The sequence below is a fragment of the Lentzea waywayandensis genome, from assembly GCF_900115955.1.
In the GTDB taxonomy this organism is placed as follows: Bacteria; Actinomycetota; Actinomycetes; order Mycobacteriales; family Pseudonocardiaceae; genus Lentzea; species Lentzea waywayandensis.
Map to the genome: position 1 here is coordinate 11,360 of NZ_FOYL01000025.1, position 22,586 is coordinate 33,945.

General features: G+C 67.1%; 24 protein-coding genes and 3 tRNA genes. 3 read left to right on the forward strand and 24 right to left on the reverse strand.

From position 1 onward, the window contains the following. Positions 1-5 precede the first annotated feature (5 nt). The 12 genes from BM417_RS45390 to rplJ all read right to left on the reverse strand — a co-directional run bounded on the left by BM417_RS45390 (position 6) and on the right by rplJ (position 11,688). Complete coding sequence (locus BM417_RS45390; RefSeq protein ID WP_093606330.1) at positions 6-506, reverse strand: hypothetical protein; 501 nt, start codon at positions 504-506, stop codon at positions 6-8. Continuing rightward, positions 506-1,732, reverse strand: coding sequence for an MCE family protein (locus tag BM417_RS45395; RefSeq protein WP_093606331.1), 1,227 nt, complete (start codon positions 1,730-1,732; stop codon positions 506-508). The genes BM417_RS45390 and BM417_RS45395 overlap by 1 nt, the downstream gene beginning before the upstream one ends. After that, positions 1,729-2,868 (reverse strand): MCE family protein, encoded by a 1,140-nt coding sequence (locus BM417_RS45400; RefSeq protein WP_093606332.1) that lies wholly within the window; start codon positions 2,866-2,868, stop codon positions 1,729-1,731. The genes BM417_RS45395 and BM417_RS45400 overlap by 4 nt, the downstream gene beginning before the upstream one ends. Beyond that, entirely contained in the window at positions 2,865-4,031 is a 1,167-nt protein-coding gene (locus BM417_RS45405; RefSeq protein WP_093606333.1) for an MCE family protein, read from the reverse strand. The genes BM417_RS45400 and BM417_RS45405 overlap by 4 nt, the downstream gene beginning before the upstream one ends. Next, positions 4,028-5,029, reverse strand: a complete 1,002-nt coding sequence (locus BM417_RS45410) for an MCE family protein (RefSeq protein WP_093606376.1) — start codon at positions 5,027-5,029, stop codon at positions 4,028-4,030. Before BM417_RS45410 ends, BM417_RS45405 begins: the two co-directional genes overlap by 4 nt. Next, on the reverse strand, positions 5,026-6,057 hold the full coding sequence (locus BM417_RS45415) for an MCE family protein (protein WP_093606334.1): 1,032 nt from the start codon (positions 6,055-6,057) through the stop codon (positions 5,026-5,028). The genes BM417_RS45410 and BM417_RS45415 overlap by 4 nt, the downstream gene beginning before the upstream one ends. Then, positions 6,054-7,370, reverse strand: a complete 1,317-nt coding sequence (locus BM417_RS45420) for an MCE family protein (protein WP_093606335.1) — start codon at positions 7,368-7,370, stop codon at positions 6,054-6,056. The genes BM417_RS45415 and BM417_RS45420 overlap by 4 nt, the downstream gene beginning before the upstream one ends. Next, positions 7,367-8,176 (reverse strand): MlaE family ABC transporter permease, encoded by an 810-nt coding sequence (locus BM417_RS45425; protein ID WP_093606336.1) that lies wholly within the window; start codon positions 8,174-8,176, stop codon positions 7,367-7,369. Before BM417_RS45425 ends, BM417_RS45420 begins: the two co-directional genes overlap by 4 nt. Continuing rightward, positions 8,176-8,961, reverse strand: a complete 786-nt coding sequence (locus BM417_RS45430; RefSeq protein ID WP_093606337.1) for an MlaE family ABC transporter permease — start codon at positions 8,959-8,961, stop codon at positions 8,176-8,178. The genes BM417_RS45425 and BM417_RS45430 overlap by 1 nt, the downstream gene beginning before the upstream one ends. After that, positions 8,958-10,025 carry an ABC transporter ATP-binding protein gene (locus BM417_RS45435; RefSeq protein WP_093606338.1) on the reverse strand — a complete coding sequence of 356 codons (1,068 nt, stop codon included), beginning with the start codon at positions 10,023-10,025 and terminating at the stop codon, positions 8,958-8,960. The genes BM417_RS45430 and BM417_RS45435 overlap by 4 nt, the downstream gene beginning before the upstream one ends. A gap of 665 nt (positions 10,026-10,690) precedes the next feature. Next, the gene (gene rplL, locus BM417_RS45440) at positions 10,691-11,077 is read right to left on the reverse strand and encodes a 50S ribosomal protein L7/L12 (protein WP_093606339.1); all 387 of its coding nucleotides are present in this window, start codon (positions 11,075-11,077) and stop codon (positions 10,691-10,693) included. Positions 11,078-11,133: 56 nt separating this feature from the next. After that, complete coding sequence (rplJ, locus tag BM417_RS45445) at positions 11,134-11,688, reverse strand: 50S ribosomal protein L10 (protein WP_093606340.1); 555 nt, start codon at positions 11,686-11,688, stop codon at positions 11,134-11,136. 244 nt (positions 11,689-11,932) lie between these two features. Between rplJ and BM417_RS45450 the strand changes: the two genes are divergently transcribed. Further along, complete coding sequence (locus BM417_RS45450) at positions 11,933-12,637, forward strand: hypothetical protein (protein WP_093606341.1); 705 nt, start codon at positions 11,933-11,935, stop codon at positions 12,635-12,637. 9 nt (positions 12,638-12,646) lie between these two features. Then, positions 12,647-13,417, forward strand: coding sequence for a methyltransferase domain-containing protein (locus BM417_RS45455; RefSeq protein ID WP_093606342.1), 771 nt, complete (start codon positions 12,647-12,649; stop codon positions 13,415-13,417). Here BM417_RS45455 and BM417_RS45460 read toward each other — a convergent pair. Next, on the reverse strand, positions 13,397-14,266 hold the full coding sequence (locus BM417_RS45460) for an NAD(P)-dependent oxidoreductase (protein WP_093606343.1): 870 nt from the start codon (positions 14,264-14,266) through the stop codon (positions 13,397-13,399). The two genes, BM417_RS45455 and BM417_RS45460, sit on opposite strands and share 21 nt — an antisense overlap. Positions 14,267-14,350: 84 nt before the next feature. Between BM417_RS45460 and BM417_RS45465 the strand changes: the two genes are divergently transcribed. After that, positions 14,351-15,322, forward strand: a complete 972-nt coding sequence (locus BM417_RS45465; RefSeq protein ID WP_093606344.1) for a GlxA family transcriptional regulator — start codon at positions 14,351-14,353, stop codon at positions 15,320-15,322. A 63-nt stretch (positions 15,323-15,385) separates the two neighbouring features. On the opposite strand, the gene rplA is transcribed toward BM417_RS45465, so the two are convergent. The 11 genes from rplA to BM417_RS45520 all read right to left on the reverse strand — a co-directional run bounded on the left by rplA (position 15,386) and on the right by BM417_RS45520 (position 22,487). Further along, the gene (rplA, locus tag BM417_RS45470; RefSeq protein WP_093606345.1) at positions 15,386-16,096 is read right to left on the reverse strand and encodes a 50S ribosomal protein L1; all 711 of its coding nucleotides are present in this window, start codon (positions 16,094-16,096) and stop codon (positions 15,386-15,388) included. A 79-nt stretch (positions 16,097-16,175) separates the two neighbouring features. Further along, entirely contained in the window at positions 16,176-16,610 is a 435-nt protein-coding gene (gene rplK, locus BM417_RS45475; RefSeq protein ID WP_030478269.1) for a 50S ribosomal protein L11, read from the reverse strand. Positions 16,611-16,697: 87 nt separating this feature from the next. Continuing rightward, positions 16,698-17,519, reverse strand: a complete 822-nt coding sequence (gene nusG, locus BM417_RS45480) for a transcription termination/antitermination protein NusG (RefSeq protein WP_093606346.1) — start codon at positions 17,517-17,519, stop codon at positions 16,698-16,700. Positions 17,520-17,559: 40 nt separating this feature from the next. Continuing rightward, positions 17,560-17,973 carry a preprotein translocase subunit SecE gene (secE, locus tag BM417_RS45485; protein WP_093606347.1) on the reverse strand — a complete coding sequence of 138 codons (414 nt, stop codon included), beginning with the start codon at positions 17,971-17,973 and terminating at the stop codon, positions 17,560-17,562. Positions 17,974-18,010: 37 nt separating this feature from the next. Beyond that, positions 18,011-18,083: transfer RNA gene (locus tag BM417_RS45490), tRNA-Trp, on the reverse strand. A 236-nt stretch (positions 18,084-18,319) separates the two neighbouring features. After that, on the reverse strand, positions 18,320-18,727 hold the full coding sequence (locus BM417_RS45495; RefSeq protein ID WP_093606348.1) for a MaoC/PaaZ C-terminal domain-containing protein: 408 nt from the start codon (positions 18,725-18,727) through the stop codon (positions 18,320-18,322). Further along, a complete protein-coding gene (locus BM417_RS45500; protein ID WP_093606349.1) occupies positions 18,724-19,173 on the reverse strand; it encodes a MaoC family dehydratase N-terminal domain-containing protein in 450 nt (149 codons plus the stop codon). The genes BM417_RS45495 and BM417_RS45500 overlap by 4 nt, the downstream gene beginning before the upstream one ends. Before the next feature lie 71 nt (positions 19,174-19,244). After that, positions 19,245-19,409 (reverse strand): 50S ribosomal protein L33, encoded by a 165-nt coding sequence (gene rpmG / locus BM417_RS45505; protein ID WP_015105301.1) that lies wholly within the window; start codon positions 19,407-19,409, stop codon positions 19,245-19,247. A 205-nt stretch (positions 19,410-19,614) separates the two neighbouring features. Further along, a tRNA-Met gene (locus BM417_RS45510) sits at positions 19,615-19,687 on the reverse strand. A gap of 43 nt (positions 19,688-19,730) precedes the next feature. After that, positions 19,731-19,806 (reverse strand) — tRNA-Thr (locus tag BM417_RS45515). Positions 19,807-19,880: 74 nt separating this feature from the next. After that, the gene (locus tag BM417_RS45520; protein ID WP_093606350.1) at positions 19,881-22,487 is read right to left on the reverse strand and encodes a putative bifunctional diguanylate cyclase/phosphodiesterase; all 2,607 of its coding nucleotides are present in this window, start codon (positions 22,485-22,487) and stop codon (positions 19,881-19,883) included. Between the last annotated feature and the right edge of the window lie 99 nt (positions 22,488-22,586).

Sequence of the window (22,586 nt, forward strand, 5' to 3'; positions counted from 1 at the left end):
CGGAATCAGACGCCTGCCCGCAGCGGACCCAGCTGGCTGAGCTTCCAGCCGTCCTCGGTGCGGGTGAGCTTGGTCAGGTACCGGTTGATCTTGGTGACCTTCTGTCCCTCGGCGGGAGTCACGGTGCTCTCGACGACGGCGATCATCGAGGCGCTGCCGGCGCGGTCGTCCAGCTCGGTGATCGCGGCGTCCAGGACCTTCGACGTCGTCACCGACTTGGCGTCGACCAGCTGCTTCTTGCGCGAGTCCTTGTCCTTGTCGATCTCCGCGCGCAGGTCGCCGGTGGACGAGCTGAGCCAGCGCTGGAGGTCCTCGTCGACCTTCTTGTAGTCCAGGGTCAGGAAGTTCGTGATGCCGACCTGGCCGGACCGCAGGGCGTCGTCGCGCGTGGCGGCGTACGAGGACTCCGACGAACTGGCCGCGGAGTACCAGATGAAGCCGCTGAACACCGCGAACACGAACGCCACCACCGCGAAGACCGCGGCGACCACCGTGAAGACCCGCACTACTTCTTCTCCTCTGGCAGACCGAGCAGCTGGCCCAGTGACGTCAGCAACGGCACCTCCGGCGTGGTCTGGCCGGTCGGTTCCTGGCCCGGCTGCGTCGTCGCGTTGCCGACCGGCGTGGTCGGCGTTCCACCGTACGGCGCATTCTGCGAGCCTCGCACCGAGGTCGCCGACCCGCGCGCGAGAGCGCAGTACGCCTGCGTGTTCAGCGGTGCGGCCGAGGTGTCCCCACCGGGACGGATGTTCGTGCCCTCGTATCCGACCGTGCACGGCATCGGGTCGAACACGTTCAACGCGAGCCCGAAGTGCGCCGACCCGTCACCGGGAGCCACGGAGAACCCGCCACCGACGGCGATGGGGTACGTCACCGCGATCTGTTCCAAACCATCACGCCTGGTCACGAGGATGTTCGACGTCGTCAGCAGGTTCGCGAAGACCACCCCGAGGTTCGGCCCGCTCTCCTTGAGCAACGCCGACACCTGCTCCGACGCCGGCGGCACGGCCACGATCAACCGCCGCAGGTCGCCGTCGGAGGCCTTGAGCTGCTCGGCGAGCAACCGCAGGTCACCGCTGAACGACCGGATGGCGCCACCGGACGCGGCCTGCGTGGCCAGCACGATCCGCCCGTCCTTCAGCAGCTGCGTCGTCTGCGGCAGGTGCTCCTTCGCCGCCGCCGTGAACGCCGCGGTGTTGTCGATCAGCACCTGCAGGTCGCCACCGGTCCCGCTGAACGCCGTGTGCAGCTCGTCGACGACCGTCCGCAGGGAGTCCGTCGGCACCGACGACGCGAAAGCGTCCAAATTGGACAGCAGCCCGTCGACGGGCGGCGGCGTCTTGGTGGCCGAGCGCGGAATGACCGACCCCGCCTCCAGGTACGGCGCGCCGTCGCTCTTCGGCCGCAGGTCCACGTACTGCTCACCGACCGCCGACCGGTTCGCGACGACGGCCTCGGTCTCGGCGGGCACGCGCGGCGCGTCCGAGTCGAGTTCCAGGTCGACCTCGATGCCATCGGACGTCAGCCGCAACTGCCCGACCCGGCCGATCGTCACGCCGCGATAGGTCACCTCGGCGTTGGTGAAGATGCCGCCCGAGTCCGCGAGCTGCATCGTCACGACCGTGGACGCCGACTTGAACAGCCCGACGTAGGTCGCGCTGACGTACGAGATGCCCAGCAACGCGACCAGCACGAACGCGCCGATCTTGAGCTTGGTGCCCCGTGTGATCACTTGCGACCACCTCCCAGCAGCCCGCCGAGCAGGTCGCCCAGCCCGGACCCGGTGCCCTGCCCGAGGTTCGGCAGCGGGATGTTCGGCATCGGCAACGGCGTGCCCTGCGACGGGATCAGCGAGTCGATCGGCGACTGCCGCGACCGGCTGAGGTTGTCGAGCACGGTGCCGAGGTTCAGGTCGAGGTCGATGAACGCGTTGGTGTAGTCGCCCTTGATGCCGTCGACCGCCTCGTCCGGGAACGGGTAGGTCAGCAGCAGTTCCAGCGACTTCGGCAGGTTCTGCCCCGACTCGGCGAGCTTGGTCAGCGTCGGCTGCAACGCCTTCAGGCTCGCCACGATGTCGTCACGGCTCTTGTTGACCGTGTCCGTCGCGACGTCGGAGAGCTTGTCCAACGACTGCAACAGGGTCACGAGCTGCGTGCGCTGCTCCGCCAGCACCTTCAGACCGGGCTCCAGGTCCGTCAACGCCACCGCGATCTTCTCGCGCTGCTGCGCCAGCGTGCCTGCCAGCCTGTTCATCGAGTCGAGCGCGCGGACGATCTCCGCCTTGTGCTTGTCGAGCTCCCCGACGAACGTGTTGAGGTTGCCCAGCAACGAGCGGATCTCCTTCTCGTTGCCCTGCATCGCCGCGTTGAGCTCCTTGGTGATGTTCTGGAGCTGCGCGACACCACCGCCGTTGAGCAGCATCGACAACGCTCCGAAGACCTCTTCGACCTCGGGGTTCCGGTTGGTCCTGTCCAACGGGATCGTGGCGTTGTCGGCAAGCTTTCCGCTGGCGTCCTTCGGCTTCCCGAGCTCCACGAACTTCTCACCGAGCAACGCCGACTGGCGCAGCTTCGCGAACGCGTTGGCAGGCAGCTGCACGTCGCCGTTGACCAGCATGGTCACCTCGGCGGTCCAGCCGTCACCGGCCAGGTCGATCTTCTCGACCCGCCCGACCGGCACGTCGTTGACCTTCACGCCCGCCTGCGGCACCAGGTCCAGCACGTCCTTGAACTGCGCCTTGACCCGGTACGGGTGATCACCGACGTCGGCGCCACCGGGCAACGGCAGGTTGTAGACGCCGTCGAACCCGCCGGACCCACAGCCCGACACGAGCAACAACGCCGTCAGCCCTACGACCAGCTTCCTCACTGGGGCACCCCCGCGAGCGGCAGGGGCAACGGCAGCTTGCCCGCGTTCAGGTCGCTGATGATCTCGGCCGGCGGCTTCAGCGGAATCGCGCCGGTCAGGATCGGCTCCAGCTGCTTGCAGGTGTTCGTCAGCACCGGCGGCACGTTGTTCGGCGTCGCCTGCTGGATCAGCTTGCAGATCAGCACGATCGGCGGCTGGTTCAGCTCGTTGATGTTCGCGCGGGTGTCGAGCGTGCCGGACGCCGCGTTGTAGGAGTTCTGCAGGTTGCCCAGCGCCAGCGGGGCGACGTCGAGGGTCTCCGCCAGCGCGGCCCGCTGGTTCACCAGCACCTGCGTGATCGAGGCGAGCTTGTCCACATTGGACTTGAGCACCTCGCGGTTGTCCTTGATGAACCCCTGCACGAGTCCCAGCGCGGTCGCGAGCTCCGACAGCGCCGCTCCCAGATCCCCGCGTTCGTCCGCGAGCATCTTCGACACGTCCGCGAGCTGCTTGTTGAAGTCGCGCACCTGGCTGTCGTTGGCCGCCAGCATCGCGGTGAACTTCTGCAGGTTGTCGACCGTGGCGAAGAGGTCCTCTTTGGACCCCGACAGCGTGCGGGTGGCCTGACCGAGGTTCTTCAACGTGTCGTTGAGCGCCTGGCCGTTGCCTTCGAGGTTCGCGGCCGCCGAGTTCAGCAGGTCCGCCAGTGCTCCGTCGGCATTCGCGCCGTTCGGGCCCAGCGCGGTCGTGAGCTTGTCGAGCGACGAGTACAGCTCGTCCAGCTCGACCGGCGTCGCGGTGCGCTCGCGCGGGATCACGGCGTTGTCGGCCAGCGTCGGCCCGCCGGTGTAGGCGGGCGCGAGCTGCACGTACCGGTCGCTGACCACGCTCGGCGAGACGACGACGGCCTGCGCGTTCTCCGGCACCCGCACGTCGCGGTCGACGGTGAACACGACCTTCACGGTCTTGCCCTCGGGCGTGACCTCGTCGATCGTGCCGACCTTCACGCCCAGGATCCGCACGTCACCGCCGGGGTAGACGCCGACGGCCGCCGCGAAGTGCGCGGTGACCTTGCGCCCGTTCATCCCGTTGAAGACCCACCAGAGCCCGGCCGTGACGACCAGCGCGAGAACGCACGCGATCGCGATGAACCGGCCGACCTTCGAGTTCGCCACTTCAGTCATCGCTGCACCCCCGGAGGCAGGCAGCCTTCCTCGTTGAACCCGACGACGCCGAGGTTCACCGAAGGCGGCAGCAGACCGCAGATGTAGGTGTCGAACCAACGGCCGTTGCCCAGGGTGTTCGCGAACACCCGGTAGAACGGCGCCATCAGTGCGAGGCTGCGGTCGAGGTTCTCCTGGTTGCGCTCCAGGATCGTGGTGACCCGGCCGAGCTGCTCCAGCGCCGGCTTGAGCTGGTTCTGGTTGTCGTTCACCAGACCGCTGAGCTCACGGGCCAGGTCGCGCGTGCCGGTCAGCAGCGCGCTGATCGCCTCCCGGCGCTTGCGCAGCTCGCCGAGCAGCAGGTTGCCGTCCGACAGGAGCTTCTCGAACTCCGCGTTGCGGTCGGCGAGCGTCTTGGTCAGCTGCCTGGTGTTGTCCAGGAGCTTCGCGAGCTGCTCGTCGCGCGAGGAGATCGTCTTCGACAACGCGGACAGGCCGTCCAGCGCGCCCCGGACGTGCTCCGGCGAGTTCTTGAAGGTGTCGGACAGGACCGTGAAGCTGTCCGCGAGCTGCTTGGTGTCGATCTGCCCGACCGTCGTCGCGAGCCCGTTGAACGCCTCGTTCACGTCGTACGGCGCGAGCGTGCGTTCCTTCGGGATCGGGTTGCCGGGCGAGAGCGGCTGGGTGCCCTGCGGGTCCAGCGCCACGAACTTCTGGCCCAGCAACGTCTTGATGCGGATCATCGCGGTCGTCCGGTCGCCCACCCAGGCGTCCTTGACCTTGAACGTCACCCGCACCTTGTCGCCGTTGAGCTTGACCTTGGTGACCTTGCCGACCTTCACGCCGGCGACGCGGACCTCGTTGCCCGGCACCAGTCCCGCGGCCTCGCTGAAGTCCGCGGCGTAGCTCGTGCCACCGCCCACGATCGGCAGGTCGTCGGAGTAGAACGCGGCCAGCAGCAACAGGGCGATCAGTGTCAGGCTGATCGCGCCGGTCCGGATCGGGTTGGGAGTCTTCATCGGCGGCACCTCTGCTGTGTCACCGGCAACGCCGTGATCGGGATCGGGTTGTTGATGACCGGCGGCACGGCGACCTGGCCGCTGGCCTCGCACAGGTAGAAGTTGAACCACGACCCGTAGGTCGCGGTCCGCGTGATCGTCTCCAGCTTGTTGGGCAGGCGCTGCAACATGCGGTCGACGAGCACCTCGTTGTCGCCCAGCGTCTTCGAGACGATGCCGAGCTGCGCGATGTCGTTGCGCAACGGCTCGCGGCCCTGCTCCAGCAGCCCGGAGGTGGCCTGCGTCAGGTCGCCGAGCGCGGTGATCGCGTCACCGATCGGCTGGCGGTCCTGGGCGAGCCCGGACACCAGCGTCTGCAACGTGATCACGAGGTTGTTGAAGTCCTCGTCGCGCGAGTTCACGGTCTCCAGCGCGGTGTTGAGGTTGTCGACGACGTCGCCGATCACCTTGTCCTTGCTGGCCAAAGTGCTGGTCAGCGAGGCCGTGTGCTGGAGCAGGCTGTCGATGGTGCTGCCTTCTCCCTGCAACACCTGGATGATCTCGAACGACAGCTTGTTCACGTCGTCCGGCGACAGCGCCTGGAACAACGGCTTGAAGCCGTTGAACAGCACGGTCAGGTCCAGCGCGGCCTTGGTGCGCTCCAACGGGATCGTGCCGCCCTCGGCCAGCACGGCCTTGGTGTCACCGGTGCCGGACTCCAGCGCGATGTACCGCTGTCCCACCAGGTTGCGGTACTTGATCGTCGCGGTCACCGCCTCCGGCAGCTTGCGGTCGCCGTCGATCGAGAACGCCACCTCGGCGGTCTTGCGATCGACGACCTTGATCCCGTCGACCTGCCCGACGCGGACGCCGGCGATGCGGATGTCGTCGCCCTCGTTCAGCGCGGTGACGTCGGTGAACTGGGCCTTGTACTCGGTGGCACTGGCCAGGTTCACGTTGGCGATGGTGACCGCGAGCAGCGACGTGGCGAGGATCGTGACCACCGCGAAGGCGATCAGCTTGAGCAGCGGAGCGAGCACACCCTTCACTTGACGGTCACCTCCGTTCCGCGCACCAGTGGTCCGAGCAGCAGGCTCGACCAGCCGGGCATGTCCCGCGGGTCGACGCCGACGCGCGGTCCGAAGAGCGCCGCGATCAACCTGGCCTCCTCCGGCGAGTTGGCGAGCCGCAGCACGTCAGCGGACTGCGGCACCGTCACGTTGCCGGCGTTGGCCGGCGGCAGGATCCCGTCGTTCGCGACGCGGGCGGGCGGCGGCGAGCTCGACCCGTCCTGCACCGGGCCCTCCGGCGGGTACTGCGGGAACGGGTTCGGCCGCGGGATCAGGTCGTAGCAACGAGGTCCGCGCTTGTCCCGGTACTCGGGCTCGTCGAGGTTCGGCTTGTACTTGCCGCGGTTCTGCGTGATCTCCAGCGTGATGTGCAGACCGGGCTCGTTGGTGCCCTCACCGAACGCCTTGCTGATCACCGGCTCGAACTCCGCGAGCCCCTTGAGCAGGCACGGGTACTCGGGCGCGTACTTCGCGAGCAGCTCCAGCGTCGGACGGCCGGTGTCGGCGAGCGCGATGATGTTGTTCTTGTTGACCGTGACGAAGCTGGTGACGTCCTGCGACGTCGTGGTCAGCGACCCGTAGAGCGCCAGCAGGTTCTCCCGCTGGTCGACGACGGTCTTGGTCGTCGTGGTCATGTCGTTGAGCGCCTGCAACAGGTCCGGCGCGGCGTCCGCGTAGACGTTCGAGACGTCCGCGAGCCGGGAGATGTTCTCCTTCAACGCGGGCAGCTGCGGGTTGAGCTCGCCGAGGTAGGAGTCCAGCGACACCAGCGTCTCGCCGAGCGGCTTGCCGCGGCCGTCGAGCGCCTGCGACAACGCGGTCAGCGTGGTCGCGAGCTTCTCCGGCTGGATCGCCTGCAGCACCGGCATCAGGTTGTCCAGCACGCGTTCGAGCTCGATCGCGCTGCTCGTCCGGTCCTGCTCGATGACGGCGCCCTGCGTGATGGCCGCGCTCTTCTGCTGCGGCAGCACGAGATTCACGTACCGCTCACCGAACAACGTCTTGGGCAGCAGTCGCGCACTGACGTTGCCGGGGATCTGCTCGACCTTGTCCGGCAGCAGCGCCAGCTCCAGTTCGGCGCCGTCCCCGCTGGTGCGGACGGCCTTCACCGAGCCGACGATCAGCCCGCGCACCTTGACGTCGCTCGCGGTCTGCAGCTGGTTGCCGATGTGGTCGGTCTTGAGCGTGACCTTCACGTAGTCGCTGAAGGCGTCCTTGTAGAGCGCCACCGTGAGCGACAGGAACATGGCGATCGCGAGAAGAAAGGCGATGCCCAGCACGCGTTTCTTCATCCGGCGATCCTCACCGTCGTCGTCGCGCCCCAGATCGCGAGGCTCAGGAAGAAGTCGAGCAGCGCCGTCGTGACGATCGCGGTCCGCACCGCGCGCCCGACCGCCACACCGACACCGGCCGGACCACCGGAAGCGCGGTAGCCGTAGTAGCAGTGGGTCATGATGATCACGACCGCGAAGACCAGCACCTTGCCGAACGACCAGAGCACGTCGATCGGCGGTAGGAACAGGTTGAAGTAGTGGTCATAGGTACCCGCCGACTGCCCGTAGAACTCCACGGTGATCGTGCGAGCGGCCAGGTAACTCGTCAACAGCCCGATCACGTACAGCGGGATGATCGCGACGAACCCGGCGATGATCCGCGTCGTCACCAGGAACGGCAGGCTGGGGATGCCCATGACCTCGAGCGCGTCGATCTCCTCGGAGATCCGCATCGCACCCAACTGAGCCGTGAACCCAGACCCGACCGTGGCAGACAACGCCAACCCAGCGACCAACGGCGCAATCTCACGAGTGTTGAAGTACGCGGAAACGAACCCGGCAAAGGCCGACGTACCGATCTGGTTGAGCGCAGTGAACCCCTGCAACCCGACCACCGTGCCCGTGAACACGGACAGCCCGACCATGACGCCGATCGTGCCGCCGATGACCGCGAGCGCCCCCGACCCGAAGCTGACCTCGGCCAGCAGCCGCATCGTCTCCTTGGAGTACCGCTTCAACGCACGGGGCGTCCAGGCCAGCGCCTTGATGTAGAAGGACAGCTGGTCGCCGAACCCGTCCAGGGTGGACAGCACCTTGTTCGCCATCAGCTCCCCTTCGCGGGCACGACCTGCAGGTAGATCGTGGTGAGGACGAAGTTGACGAAGAACAGCAGCAGGAACGTGATGACCACGGCCTGGTTCACCGCGTCACCCACGCCCTTGGGCCCACCGGCGGGGTTGAGCCCCCGGTAGGCGGCGACGATGCCCGCGATGAACCCGAAGATCAGCGCCTTGAGCTCACTGATCCACAGGTCCGGCAGCTGCGCCAACGCGCTGAAGCTGGCGAGGTACGCGCCCGGCGTCCCGTCCTGCATGATCACGTTGAAGAAGTAGCCACCGAGCACGCCGACGACGCTGACCATGCCGTTGAGCAGCACGGACACCAACATCGCGGCAAGAACCCGAGGCACCACGAGCCGATGGATCGGCGACACACCGAGCACTTCCATCGCGTCGATCTCTTCCCGGATCTTCCGAGAACCAAGATCCGCACAGATGGCCGAGCCACCCGCTCCCGCGATCAGCAGCGCCGTCACGATCGGACTGGCCTGCTGGATGATCGCGAGCACGCTGGCCGCACCCGTGAACGACTGCGCGCCGATCTGCCGCGTCAGCGACCCGAGCTGCAACGCGATGACCGCGCCAAAGGGAATGGACACGAGCGCCGTGGGCAGCACCGTCACGCTGACGATGAACCAACTCTGCTGAATGAACTCGCGAAGCTGGAACGGCCGCCGGAACGTGGTCCGCACGACGTCGATCCCGAGCTGGCACAACTTCCCGGTCTCCCGCAGCGCACCGGCACCGGGGAACGAGGTCTGCGTGGTCACAGAACACCACCCTGCCGAGGCCACGGGCTGGGCGCGGGTGCCGCCGCCGGCGCACCGACGTGCACGCCGTACCGCACCTGCTCCTCGGTCGTGAGGCTCTCGATGATCCCCTGCTGAGCCTGGTAGGGCAGCTGATGGATGATCGACATGACCCGGTCCTTGCGCCGCCGGACAGCGTCCCGGAACGGCAGCCCGGGCGTCGGCTCGATCTGCGGGATGATCCCCCGGACGTCCTCCGAGGTAGACCCGTCCGAGTGCCCGGCGTCCGCGTGCGCCTGCTCGGCCGCCATCGTGGCCGTGTCCTTCTCCTCGGACATGCCGATGGGCCCGAGCCGCCGCCCGTTGAGGAACTGCTCGACAACGGGCTCGTCGCTGGTCAGCAACACTTCACGCGGCCCGAACATGACAAGCTCGCGCCGGAACAACATCCCCAGGTTGTCCGGCACGGTACGAGCAATGTTGATGTTGTGCGTGACGATCAGGATGGTCGCGTCGATCTGGGCGTTCAGGTCGATCAGCAACTGACTGAGGTACGCCGTGCGAACGGGATCAAGCCCGGAGTCGGGTTCGTCGCACAAAATGATCTCGGGGTCGAGCACCAGCGCACGGGCAAGACCAGCCCGCTTGCGCATACCGCCGGAGATCTCACCGGGCAGCTTCTTCTCCGCCCCGACGAGACCGACCATCTCCATCTTCTCGAGGACGATCCGCCGAACCTCGGCCTCCGTCTTGCGAGTGTGCTCCCGCAACGGAAACGCGATGTTGTCGTACAGGTTCATCGACCCGAACAACGCACCGTCCTGGAACAGCACGCCGAACATCTTCCGAATCTCGTACAACCGGTGCTCAGAACACCGAACCAGATCCGTCCCATTGATGACGATCTTGCCCTGCTCCGGCTTGAGCAGCCCCACCAGCGACTTCAGGAACACGCTCTTGCCGGTACCGGAAGGCCCGAGCATCACGCTGACCTCACCCGGCGGCAACGTGAGCGTGACGTCCTGCCAGATGGTCTGCTTGCCGAAGGACTTGGTCAGACCCTCGACGACCACCTCGACGCCCATCCGCACCTCCGCACACGCCCGAGGACGCCGCAGCGATCGGCGTCACACCTGGGCAACGAGTTCGTTCGCGGCAGGTTACTCACCAGTTGGCCTAATGGCGGTTGCGTTCAGATAACACCACACAGGGTGACCTCGCAAAACGGGCACAAGCCCGTAGACCACCGCCCGACAACCGGGAATTACGAGACCAATGTGACCCCAAACACACACACCGCCCGCACGCAAAGCCGAAGGCGAGCCGTCCTACCGAACGGGCCGGGCGGTGGGGTCCCGTCACGAGTCGCGCCATAGCTCTTGCTGCATGCAGGTAGGGGTGTCAACTCGACACGCTTTTCGTCGAGTTGACACCCCTACCTGCATGTGGCCCGCTCTTGGTGCGACTCGTGACGGGACCCCACCGCCAACGCAACCCTCTAAGCAACGCGCAGCCGCCCAAATCAACAGGCGTGCCATCAACCCGCAGGCGGCGCCACCCCCCGATCAGATTGCCGGGGGTCTGGGGGCAGAGCCCCCAGGGGAAAGCACGCAACCGCAAGGTCGCCGCCCCCAAGGCGACCACCCGCAAGGTCGCGGAAACACAAAAAACGGGCGTGCACCCCCGTTGAAAAGGTGCACGCCCGTTCAAGCACTACAAGGCAAAACGCCAGCCCCCGAGGGGGCAGGGATCACTTGACGGTGATCTTGGCGCCGGCAGCCTCGAGCTTCTCCTTGGCGGCGTCGGCGACGTCCTTGGCCACGCCCTCGAGGATCGCCTTCGGAGCGGACTCGACGAGCTCCTTGGCCTCCTTCAGGCCCAGGCCCGAGACGACCTCGCGGACGACCTTGATGACCTGGATCTTCTTGTCGCCGGCGGACTCGAGGACGACGTTGAAGTCCGTCTGCTCCTCGGCCTCTTCGGCAGCGGCGGCCGGGCCACCGACAGCGGCAACGGCGACGGGCGCCGCGGCGGTGACCTCGAAGGTCGTCTCGAACTGCTTCACGAACTCGGACAGCTCGAGGAGGGTCATCTCCTTGAACGCGTCGAGCAGCTCTTCGGTGCTGAGCTTCGCCATGATCGGCGGTCCTTTCTAATCTCCCGCGCGAAAGCGTCGGGCGTGTCTTTGGGTGATCAGCTTTCGGCGGGAGCGTCGGCTTCGGCGGCGGGAGCCGCGGCGGCCTTCTTCTCCTGCAGGGCAGCAGCCAGGCGAGCGACCTGGGAAGCCGGGGCGTTGAACAGACCCGCGGCCTTGGCCAGGTTGCCCTTCATCGCGCCCGCGAGCTTCGCGAGCAGCACCTCACGGGTTTCGAGGTCCGCGATAGCGGTGACCTCGTCGACCGAGAGCGGGCGGCCATCCATGTAGCCGCCCTTGATGATCAGGGCCTTGTTGTCCTTCGCGAAGTCGCGGATCGCCTTGGCGGCGTCGACGGGCTCGCCCTCGACGAACGCGATGGCGGTCGGACCGGACAGAAGAGCCTCGAGGCCCTCCACACCGGCGTCCGCAGCAGCGAGCTTGACGAGCGTGTTCTTCGCGACGGTGTACTTGGTGCCCGCGCCGAGAGCGCGACGCAGCGTGGTGAGCTGCGCCATGGAGAGGCCACGGTACTCAGTGACAACCGCTGCCGAGCTGGTGCGGAACGAATCCGCGAGCTCAGCGACCGCCGTAACCTTCGTGGGCTTCGCCATGATCGCCTCCTCTCTGGGCTGGGGTTAGACCGCCGATGAGAAGGCTCCGAAACAACAAAAACGCCCTCGCGCACAAGCAGCACGGGGCGTCACAAAGAGCTGGGCCTCGTCCTCCCTGCGCGGGCCGCCCGTGTTGCAACGGGGCCTTCGCTCTCCCGGAGGAGAACACCTGCGGTCTTCGGTAGAACCAGGGAAAACAGTACTCGACTGTGTACCGCCGTTCCAAATCGGCATGATGTGACCTGTGACCGACGAGCCCGGCAAGGACCTCGCGCCCCGCCAGCCGCAGCCGCCCACCCCACCAGTGGATCCGGAGCAACTGCGGCAGTTCCAGGAGTTCCAACGCTTCCAGGAGTTCCAGCGCTACCAGGAGGCGACGGGCCAGGCTCCTCAACCACCCAAGCGATCACACCACCGGCTGCGGTGGGTGCTGATCGTGCTGGGCAGCACCCTCTTCTGGCGTGTGTTCACCGCGGTCGCCGCCCTCGTGACGGTCATGTGGGTCTACAACCACTTCTTCGTCACGGACGACCCCGGCGACATCGCCAGCAACAGCGGCGGCGTGACGGGCGCGGCGCAGGGCCTGTCCGCGCCGGCCGGCCTCCAAGGCACCGTCGGCATGTTCTACAAGCACGTGTCGTTCGCCGACACGACCCGCGCCTGCACGCTCTTCCTGCGCGACGACACCCGGCAGAAGTTCGCGAACGCTTACGGCTCAAGCGATTGCGCCGCCGCGGTCAAGGACCTGAAGACCAAGGTCACCAGTGTCGACAAGTACCAGCAGGTGATGTTCCCGCCGGACATGCTCAAGACCCCGACCACCACCAAGGTCACCATCGACTCCTGCGCCCTGACCGTCGAGGGCGGCCCGCGCCTCGGCACGTTCGTCGTGGAGAAGATCAACGCGGGCTGGGTCATCACCGACTGGAACCCCAGCACCTGTGGTTGATTGGGGTGCATGGCAAACGCACTGGGGGTGCCCAGCCCCGACAAGGCCGAGTACATGGCGCACGCCGCCGAACTGGGCCGTGACTACAAGCACCAGCTCCTCACCTCGCTCGACCTGAGGCACGGCGACACGGTGCTCGACGTCGGCTGCGGCCCCGGCATGGACCTGCCGGTGATGGCCGACGCGGTCACGGCGTCCGGCCGTGTCATCGGCGTCGACGTGGACCCGGCGATGGCGGCGGCCGCGAGAAGCCTCCTCAACTACTACCCGCAGGTGGAGATCCGCCAGGGCGACGCCCACGCGCTCCCCGTGGACGACGGCACCGCCGACCGGGCCCGCATGGACCGCGCGTTGCAGCACGTCGAGAACCCGTCCGGCGTCCTCGCCGAGCTCCACCGGGCCCTGAAGCCGGGCGGCCTGCTGCGCATCGCCGAACCCGACTGGGACGCCCTGATCGTCGACGGCGACCTGGAGGTGAACAGGGCGTTCAACCGGTTCGTCTGCTCGACCATGGTCCGCAACGCGACCATCGGCCGCCGGCTCGGCCGTCTCGCGCGAGAAGCGGGTTTCGAGGTCGAGGACGTCCGCGCGGCGACGACGGTGCTGCGCGACTTCGCCAGGGCGGACTACATCCTCGCCCTCACCCGCAACACGGAACGGGCGATCCGTGCGGGCGCCATCGACCGTGCGGACGGTGAGCGCTGGCTGGCCGAACTGCGCGAAGGCGGTTTCCAGGCCTCGGTGACGATCTTCCTGCTGTCAGCCCGCAAACCGTTGTGACGCAACGCCCAGCGACTCGACGGCGCGGGCGAGGCTCTCCTCCCCGCGCCCGGCGTCGACCTGCTGGTCGACGAGCGCCTTGAGCGAGTCGAGCGCGGCGAACGGAACACCCTGCGCTCCTGCGGCCCGGATGAGCGTGGCGAGTCCCGACTGGTTCATGGCCAGGCTCGACTCGCCGCCGGAATAGCTCTCGCCGTCGATCTCCTCGGCGAACGTGGTCAGCGCGGGCTGGAGATCCGTGAGCCAGGACAACAACTTTGGCGTGAGCTCACCGGCTTTGATCCCGTTGGCCCGTGCCAGCGCCGCCGCGTGCAGGAAGCCGCCGAGCAACCCGTACATCCCGGAGAGGATCGCCACGTCGTACCCGGAGGCGCGGCCGGCGTCGACGCCCAGGAACGTGACCTTTCCCAGCAGTGCCAACTGCTTCTGCCAACGCTCGTGCACCGCCGACGAACCGCTGTAGATGATGGCCGACGCGTCGGTGCCGATCGTCTGGGGCACCGCGTACACGGCGCCGTGCAGGTACTCGGCTCCGTTCGCCGCTGCCCACCGAGCCAACTCACGAGCGTCATCGGGAGTGCCGGAGGTGAGGTTCACCAACGCCCGCCCACACACGTCCACACCACTCAGAACCTGTTGTGCCGCTTGATGATCGAGCACGGCGACAACCACGAGCTCACTCGCCGCCACCGCGCCCGCCGCAGTGCTCGCGACGGTCGCCGCAAGTCCCTCGGCCTTCGCTGCAGAACGGTTCCAGACGGTGACGGGGTGGTCCGCCCGCTGGAACGTCTCCGCCAGCGCGCGTCCAAGATTGCCCAGCCCCAGCACGGTGATCGCTTCAGAAGTCATGTGCCCAGCTTCGCCGCGCGTGATCAACTCAACCAGTGACCGGAATGACCCCTATCACCAAATTCCTGCCATAGGCTGGATCCCATGAGTGCCGGCTCCGTCGCCCTGATCGTGCCCAGTGACTTCGGTGTGCCCGACCTCTACGAGCTGGGCATCCCCGCCGCCGTCTTCGGCACACCACAACCCGACCTCGCCGACCCCTGGTACGAGTTGTGGTTGTGCGGAACCGGGTCCAGCACGCGAGGCACCAGCCCCGGATTCACCCTGCACACCACCCACAGCCTCGATGACGTCGTGCACGCGGACACCGTCTTCGTGTCATGGGTGCCGGAAGAGGTGATCGAGGACAACGCACCCGTGCCACCGGAACTGGTCTCCGCACTGCGCAAGGCTCACGACAACGGCGCCCGGATCGTCTCCCAGTGCGTGGGGGCGTACGCGCTGGCCGCAGCCGGCCTGCTCGACGGCCGCAGGGCGACCGCGCACTGGATGCACACCGCTCTGCTGGCCGAGCGCCATCCGAAGATCGAGGTCGACGACTCGGTGCTCTACGTCGACGAGGGAGACGTTCTGACCAGCGCGGGAATGACCGCCGGGCTCGACCTCTGCCTGCACCTGGTGCGCCGCGACCTGGGCGCCCACGTCGCCGACCAACTGGCTCGCCGGATGATCGTGCCGGGACACCGCCCAGGAAGCCGAAGCCAGGTCATCGACCTGTCGGTCGCGCCGGACAACAGCGAAAGCCTGGAATCGGCACTCGACTGGGCACGCACCCGTCTCGACGAACCGCTGACCATCGACGACCTGGCACGCCGGGCCGCGATGAGCCCGCGGACCTTCTACCGCAAACTCCAGGCCTCGACCGGCACGACACCGTTGCAGTGGCTGCTCAACGAGCGCGTCGCGCGGGCGCAGGCGTTGCTGGAGTCCACCGGCCTGTCCGTGGAGAAGATCGCGGGCCTGAGCGGCATCGGCACGGCCAACAACCTCCGCCACCACTTCCTGAAGCTGGTGGGGAAGTCCCCGAGCGACTACCGGCAGACGTTCCAGCGCTGAGACAGCAGAAAGGCCCCCGGCGAACCGGGGGCCTTTCTCAGTTCAAGCTAGAACCGGGGAGGCTCAGGCCTCGTCCACCAGCATGTTGCGGGTGCGGTTCGGGTCGACCGGGATGCCGGGGCCCATCGTCGTCGAGACGACGACCTTCTTGACGTACCGGCCCTTGGCCGCGGACGGCTTCGCACGGAGGATCTCGTCCAGCGCGGCCGCGTAGTTCTCGACCAGCTTCTCGGAGTCGAACGACACCTTGCCGATGACGAAGTGCAGGTTGGCCTGCTTGTCAACGCGGAAGTTGATCTTTCCGCCCTTGATCTCGTTGACGGCCTTCGCGACCTCGGGGGTCACGGTGCCGGTCTTCGGGTTCGGCATCAGGCCACGCGGGCCCAGGATGCGGGCGATGCGGCCGACCTTCGCCATCTGGTCGGGGGTCGCGATCGCGGCGTCGAAGTCGAGCCAGCCACCCTGGATGCGCTCGATCAGGTCCTCGGAGCCAACGGCGTCCGCACCGGCGGCCTCGGCCTCAGCGGCCTTGTCACCGGTTGCGAAGACGATCACGCGGGCGGTCTTGCCCGTACCGTGCGGCAGATTCACGGTGCCGCGGACCATCTGGTCGGCCTTGCGAGGGTCGACGCCGAGGCAGATCGCAACCTCGACGGTCGCGTCCAGCTTCACCTTGGACGTTTCCTTGGCGAGCTTGGCGGCCTCGAGCGGCGAGTACAGCCGCTCCCGGTCCACCAGCTCTGCTGCGGCCTTGTAGGCCTTGCTGCGCTTCATAACTCTGTCCTTCGTGGATCAGTTCGTGGTGAATGAGCCGCGCTCGGCTCTCCCACGCTTGCTAGAAAAGAGGGTGTGGTCAGCCTTCGACCGTGATGCCCATGGAACGGGCGGTGCCGGCGATGATCTTCGCGGCCTGGTCGATGTCGTTCGCGTTCAGGTCGACCATCTTGACCTGGGCGATGCTGCGCACCTGCTCCATGGTCACCTTGGCGACCTTGACGCGGTGGGGCTCGCCCGATCCCTTGTCGACACCAGCGGCGGCGAGGATGAGTCGCGCGGCCGGCGGGGTCTTCAGCTTGAAGTCGAACGAGCGGTCTTCGTACACGGAGATCTCAACCGGCACGACCTGACCGCGCTGCGACTCGGTCGCGGCGTTGTAGGCCTTGCAGAACTCCATGATGTTGACGCCGTGCTGACCCAGCGCGGGACCAACGGGAGGCGCCGGGTTGGCGGCACCAGCCTTGATCTGCAGCTTGATGATCGCTGACAGCTTCTTCTTCTTGGGAGGCATTGTCCGTACTTCCTGTTATTGCAGTGTCCGCGCGCGGCTCTGCCAGCCGCAGCGTGGCCGATCGGTCTTCCGGTGAAGGAAAACCGCTCAGATCTTGGAGACCTGGCTGAACGACAGCTCGACCGGCGTCTCCCGGCCGAAGATCGACACCAGGACCTTCAGCTTCTGGCCGTCCGCGTTGACCTCGCTGATGGTGGCGGGCAGCGTGGCGAACGGGCCGTCCATGACGGTGACCGACTCGCCGACCTCGAAGTCGACCTCGATGGTCGGCTTCGACACGGTGGTGGAGGCGGTCTTCTTGCCCTCGGCCGGCTTCTGCTCCTGCTGCGGGAGCAGGAACTTCAGCACCTCGTCGATCGTGAGGGGCGAGGGCTTCGAGGTGGCTCCGACGAACCCGGTCACGCCCGGCGTGTTGCGGACGGCGCTCCAGGACGCGTCGGTGAGCTCCATGCGGACCAGGATGTAGCCGGGCAGCACCTTGCGCTGCACCAGCTTGCGCTGGCCGTTCTTGATCTCGGTGACCTCTTCGGTCGGCACCTCGACCTGGAAGATGTAGTCCTCCATGTCGAGCGTGTGGATACGAGTCTCGAGGTTCGCCTTGACCTTGTTCTCGTAGCCCGCGTACGAGTGCACGACGTACCAGTCGCCGGGCGCGCGGCGCAGGGCCTGGCGCAGCTCTTCGGCGGGGTCCTCGGGCTCTTCGTCGATCGGCGTCTCGTCGATCGCGAGAACGTCGCCGTCCTCGGAGGCGACAGCCTCGTCGGACTCGTCGGTCTCGTCCGCGGTGTCAGTGGCCTCGGAGTCCACAGCCTCCGACTCGACCGTCTCGTCGGCAGCGGTGTCCTCGGACACCTCGTCGTCGATGAGGTCGGTCTTCTCCTGGGCGTCGACGCCGTTATCGGAGGTCACTGTGGATCTCGCTTCCTGATTGCAGCGGCAGCTGTGCGGCTTAGCCGAACAACTCGAAAACAGCCGCGCCGAAGCCGAGGTCGAGAGCCCACACCAGCGCAACCATGAAGACCACGAACACCAGCACGACGCCGGTGTAGGTGACGAGCTGCTTGCGCGTCGGCCAGATCACCTTGCGGAGTTCGCCGATGACCTCGCGGATGTAGCGGAAGCCCCGCCCGATCAGCGAGGGACGCTTCTCCTGTCCTTCACGGGTCTTGGTCGGGCGACCCTTCTTCGCGTCCTCGTCCGACTCGTCGGACTTGGCGACGCTCTTCTTCGACTCAGCGCTGCTGCCGTCCTTGCGGGCGGCCGGGCGGGAGGAGGCACGACGTTCACGTCGCGCCGCAGCAGTGGACGGCCGGACAGCGCCTTCGCGCTCCTCCGGCTGGTCCTGCTCGCGGCCCTCGCTCATGCCGTGCCTCCACTCCACCCATGACGCGCTTCGACAGCAGGGGCGACAGGACTTGAACCTGCAACCTGCGGTTTTGGAGACCGCTGCTCTGCCAGTTGAGCTACACCCCTTTGAGATCCCACGAGAGATCCCCTGGCCAAGCAGGAAGTGTACGGGAGCCTGTCCCGTCCATTCCAACCAGACCGCTCAAGCACTTGCCGAGCGGCCTGTCGCACAGCCTACCCACACGGTGGCGGAGAAGACGAATCAGGGTCGTGCAACTGAGCTGCCCGCAGGACCCGAATCTCCCTTGAGCACCGCAAACACCACCGGACCGGATCGCCCGGTGGTGTTCTTGATCACAAGATCAACCGACGCGCACGCGGGCGAAAGCGCCTGTCAACACCGACTTGCCCTCGAAAGCCGCGGTGATGTTGACCTTCACAGTTCCGTCCTCGAAGTCCTTGGTGACCTTCGCGGTGACCTCGACCAGCGCACCCTCGTCGTCGTTGGGCACCACGACGGGCCGGCCGAACCGGCAGCCGTACTCGACGATCGCACCGGGGTCGCCGATCCACTCCTCGACGATCCGCGAGGCCACGGCCATGGTCAGCATGCCGTGCGCGATCACGTCCGGCAGGCCGACGTCCTTCGCGGTCTTCTCGTTCCAGTGGATCGGGTTGAAGTCCAGCGAGGCGCCCGCGTAGCGCACCAGGTCGCCGCGCTTGAGGCGCACGGACAGCGCCGGCAGTTCGGTTCCGACTTCGACGGTCACGCGTCTTCTCCCCTCACGACGAGCATCGACCTGGCGGTGGTGACGGGCTCGCCGTCGACCGTGCTGATCTCGGTCCGCACGGTCACCATGTCGTTGCCCATGCGGGACGTGATGGCGTCGATGTGCGCCACGCACACGAGCCGGTCGCCCGCGGTGATCGGGCGGTGGTGCGTGAAGTTCTGGTCGCCGTGCACGACGCGGCTGTAGTCGAGCTTCAGCTCCGGGTCGAACATCACGGTCTCGTTCGTCTTCATCGACACAACGATCGCGAACGTCGGCGGCGCGATGACGTCCTTGTGCCCCAACGCCTTCGCGGCTTCCGCGTCGAGGTAGGCCGGGCTGGTCGCGCCGATCGCCTCGGCGAACTCGCGGATCTTCTCGCGGCTCACGTCGTACGGCTGCGACGGCGGATAACTACGTCCGATGAAAACGGGGTCGAGAGGCACCGAAGCAGCGTATATGCGACGAGGCCCGCCCCACGGTGTGGGACGGGCCTCGTCGAAGAGTGGCTACGCGCTCAGCGGGTTTCCTTGTGCGCGCGGTGCGTCTTGCAGTTCGGGCAGAACTTCTTGATCTCCAGGCGGTCCGGGTCGTTGCGCCGGTTCTTCCTGGTGATGTAGTTCCGGTGCTTGCACTCCTCGCACGCGAGGGTGATCTTCGGGCGTACGTCGGTTGCAGCCACGGTCCTTGCCTTCCTGAGAGCACACGTACCCCGACCTCAGAAGAGGCGACCGGTGCGGGCTTACCGCCCGGCGGGGGCGAGCCACGAAGTTGCGGCCCTGGTTCCCGGTTGACCTACGTACCGGGGGCTTGGGGGCTTGGCCCCCAAAATTATGGCGGAGTGAGGAAGGTCCGCGCTCTCCGCGGACACGACCCACCCAATCACGTAGCGGTGGCCGGACTTGAACCGGCGACACAGCGATTATGAGCCGCTTGCTCTACCAACTGAGCTACACCGCTTTACACAACTACAAGCCGCAGCGCTCAGCACTGCGGCCAGTAGTGGAGCCCCTTTACGGAATCGAACCGTAGACCTTCTCCTTACCATGGAGACGCTCTGCCGACTGAGCTAAAGGGGCTTGCTCTTTCGTTCTTGCCGAGCGAGGACAACTCTACAACACGCCTCAACCAAGAACGAAATCCGGGGGTCCCCTTAGTGGACCAAGGTGAGCACCGTCTCATCGCGAGCACCCCTGACCTGCACCGTTCGGGCGCGCAGCCAGGCCTCGAAGCGATCTTCGGACAGCGGCCGCGAGATCAGGTAGCCCTGGGCCACGTCGCAGCCCATCCCGACCAGCTGGTCGCGCGCGGCGTCGTCCTCGACGCCCTCCGCCACGACCACGAGACCGAGCGAGTGCCCGAGCTCCACGATCGACCGCACCACGGCCATGTCGCCAAGATCCGTGCCCATCCCGAGCACGAACGACTTGTCGATCTTCACCTCGTCGACCGGCAGCTGCCTCAGGTAGGCCAGGGACGAGTAGCCCGTGCCGAAGTCGTCGACCGCCAGCACGACACCGATCGCGTGCAGGCGCCGCAGCACCGGCAGAGCGCGCTCAGGATCGGCCATGACGCCGGACTCGGTGAGCTCGAAGGTCAACAGCCCCGACGGCACGTCGTGGCGCTGCAGCGCGGCCTCGACGCGGTTCGGGAAGTCCTCGTCGCCCAAAGTGCGAACCGAGAGGTTGACCGCGATGGACATCCGCAGCCCGCGGTCGAGCCAGCGGCGCACGCGTTCGAGCGCACGGTCCATCACGAAGTCCGTCAACACGTCCACGAGACCGGTGGCCTCGACGGCGGGCACGAACTCGTCCGGGTCGACGCGGCCGAACTCCGGATGTGTCCAGCGCACCAACGCTTCCGCGCCCACGACCTGACGGGACGGCAGGGCGACCTTCGGCTGGTAGTGCACCGAGATCTGCCCGGTCTCGACGGCCTGGCGGAACTGCGTGACGAGCTGGAAGCGGCGCAGGAACAGGTGGCCCATCGAAGGCGCGTAGGCCTTCACCGGCGTGCCCTCGGACGTCGCGCGCACGGCGACATCAGCGCGTTGCAGCAACGCGTCGGGGTCCGGGTCCTCGGTCTCGGAGTCCGCTTTGGACGCGTAGCCCACGACCGCGGAGGCCTCGACGGTCAGCCGGTCGACGGGATACGGCACGGAAAGCCCGGCACGCAACCGTTCCGCGGTCTCGTGGGCGGTGGCCGCACGCTCGTCGTCGAGGTACGCGGCGAACGCGCCACCTTCCAGGCGAGCCAGCGGTACGTCTGCTCCGAGAGCGTCGCGCAGCCGGCGTCCGGCGGCGACGACCATCCGGTTTCCCCAGGCCTGGCCCAGCGCGTCGGAGACGGTCGACAGGATGTCGAGGTCGATGCGCAGCACCACGCCACTCTGGGACTCGCGCAACGGCTCTGCGCACGCCTCGCGGAAGCCGGGCCGGTTCAGCAGACCCGTCAGTGGGTCGTGGTAGGCGTCGTGGCGCAGTCGGGCCAGCAGACGCCGGTTGTCGACAGCCGTCGCGAGGTGCGAGGCCAGGGTCCTGAGCAGCTGGATGTCCGCCTTGCCGAAACCACGCCAGCGAGACAGCCGGTCGTGCGCCTCGACGGCGCCGAGGAGCTGGGTCGCGCCGCGCAACGGGACGACGAGCGCTTCCTGCGCGTCACGGCGCAGCAGGGCCTCGGTGACGTCCTCGGTCGCGTCGGCCACGCGGTAGTAACGGACGTGCGTGCCGGGCAGCTGAAGAACGGGGTCTTCGCGGACGGCACGCGGGTCCGTCGCGGTCATCTCCTCGGGCAGCGGTTCGCCGGCGACGAGGGTGATCATGGCTTCCTGCGGGTCAGTGCGCAGGCGCAGCACGACCCTGTTGGCGTTGAGCTGCTCGCGGATGCGTTCCGCGATGAGCTGCCACTCGTCCTCTTCGACGCCCGTGGTGAGGTCGTCGTCAGGCTGGCGCGGACCGGTGCCGTGCTGTCCCGACCTCGCGACACGGAGGCTGACCTCGCTCAGCGCCTCCAGGTCGCGCTGTTCGCGCAGCAGCCCGGAGTAGGCGAGGTAGGTGGCCACGATGCCCGCGAGCACCAGGATGATCAGGACGCCGCCCCACTCGGTGGTGGCGACGATCTGGTAGCCGACGAGGCCGATCGAGGTGTTCAGCAGGGCCACGACCAGCGTCTGCAACACGAGACGGACGCTGTTGCCGACGCGCATCGACTTGCCCATGAGGCGCAACGCGCAGAGGCCCAGCACGCTCGCGAGGAGCGGCACGGTGATGGTTCCGACGAACGCGCCCGCCCAGAACGGACCGCCGGCGCCGATCATCCGGTTCACGGCCTCCGCTGCGGCGAACGCCACGGAGATCTCCATGAACATGAGGCCCGCGTTGTAGACGGCCCTGTCCAGGATCCGCCTGCCGAGCAACGTGCCCACGCCGGCGACCACGTGCGCGGCGAGCACGATCTCGAACGGGGCTACCAGCAGGCCCAGTACCAGCGGGATCTCGGTGAAGGAGATCGTCCAGGCGACGCCGCTGCGGACGTCGACGTTGATCGCGAGCTGTTCCGCCAGCAGAAAGCCGACGACGAGGAGAGGGCCGATCCAGAAGAGGGAGGTGGTCTCCTTCTCCGGAAGCCAGACTGCGACCATGCCCGCGCATACGACGCCGGCCACCAGGAGGGTGACGGCGAACGCGCTGAACGCGCGGTTGGTCGACTTGGCCGACCAGGCGGCCGAGTCCGACACGGGGGCCGACGCTCGGTCGGACATCCAGCCTCCTCGTCGGCCTGGGTGGGGGAACCTCTAGGCGTGACTGAGGGGTCCCGCACTTGGCGATCAGGACCCCTCCAGGGGCACCAATGTACCCCG

Coding starts and splice junctions, on each gene's coding strand:
- BM417_RS45425 (WP_093606336.1), bottom strand. CDS start 8,176: ATGGCGAACAAGGTGCTGTCCACCCTGGACGGGTTCGGCGACCAGCTG.
- BM417_RS45405 (WP_093606333.1), bottom strand. CDS start 4,031: ATGACTGAAGTGGCGAACTCGAAGGTCGGCCGGTTCATCGCGATCGCG.
- BM417_RS45520 (WP_093606350.1), bottom strand. CDS start 22,487: ATGTCCGACCGAGCGTCGGCCCCCGTGTCGGACTCGGCCGCCTGGTCG.
- rplK (WP_030478269.1), bottom strand. CDS start 16,610: ATGCCTCCCAAGAAGAAGAAGCTGTCAGCGATCATCAAGCTGCAGATC.
- BM417_RS45460 (WP_093606343.1), bottom strand. CDS start 14,266: ATGACTTCTGAAGCGATCACCGTGCTGGGGCTGGGCAATCTTGGACGC.
- BM417_RS45435 (WP_093606338.1), bottom strand. CDS start 10,025: ATGGGCGTCGAGGTGGTCGTCGAGGGTCTGACCAAGTCCTTCGGCAAG.
- BM417_RS45410 (WP_093606376.1), bottom strand. CDS start 5,029: ATGAAGACTCCCAACCCGATCCGGACCGGCGCGATCAGCCTGACACTG.
- rplL (WP_093606339.1), bottom strand. CDS start 11,077: ATGGCGAAGCTCAGCACCGAAGAGCTGCTCGACGCGTTCAAGGAGATG.
- secE (WP_093606347.1), bottom strand. CDS start 17,973: ATGAGCGAGGGCCGCGAGCAGGACCAGCCGGAGGAGCGCGAAGGCGCT.
- rplJ (WP_093606340.1), bottom strand. CDS start 11,688: ATGGCGAAGCCCACGAAGGTTACGGCGGTCGCTGAGCTCGCGGATTCG.
- BM417_RS45420 (WP_093606335.1), bottom strand. CDS start 7,370: ATGAAGAAACGCGTGCTGGGCATCGCCTTTCTTCTCGCGATCGCCATG.
- BM417_RS45465 (WP_093606344.1), top strand. CDS start 14,351: ATGAGTGCCGGCTCCGTCGCCCTGATCGTGCCCAGTGACTTCGGTGTG.
- BM417_RS45455 (WP_093606342.1), top strand. CDS start 12,647: ATGGCAAACGCACTGGGGGTGCCCAGCCCCGACAAGGCCGAGTACATG.
- rplA (WP_093606345.1), bottom strand. CDS start 16,096: ATGAAGCGCAGCAAGGCCTACAAGGCCGCAGCAGAGCTGGTGGACCGG.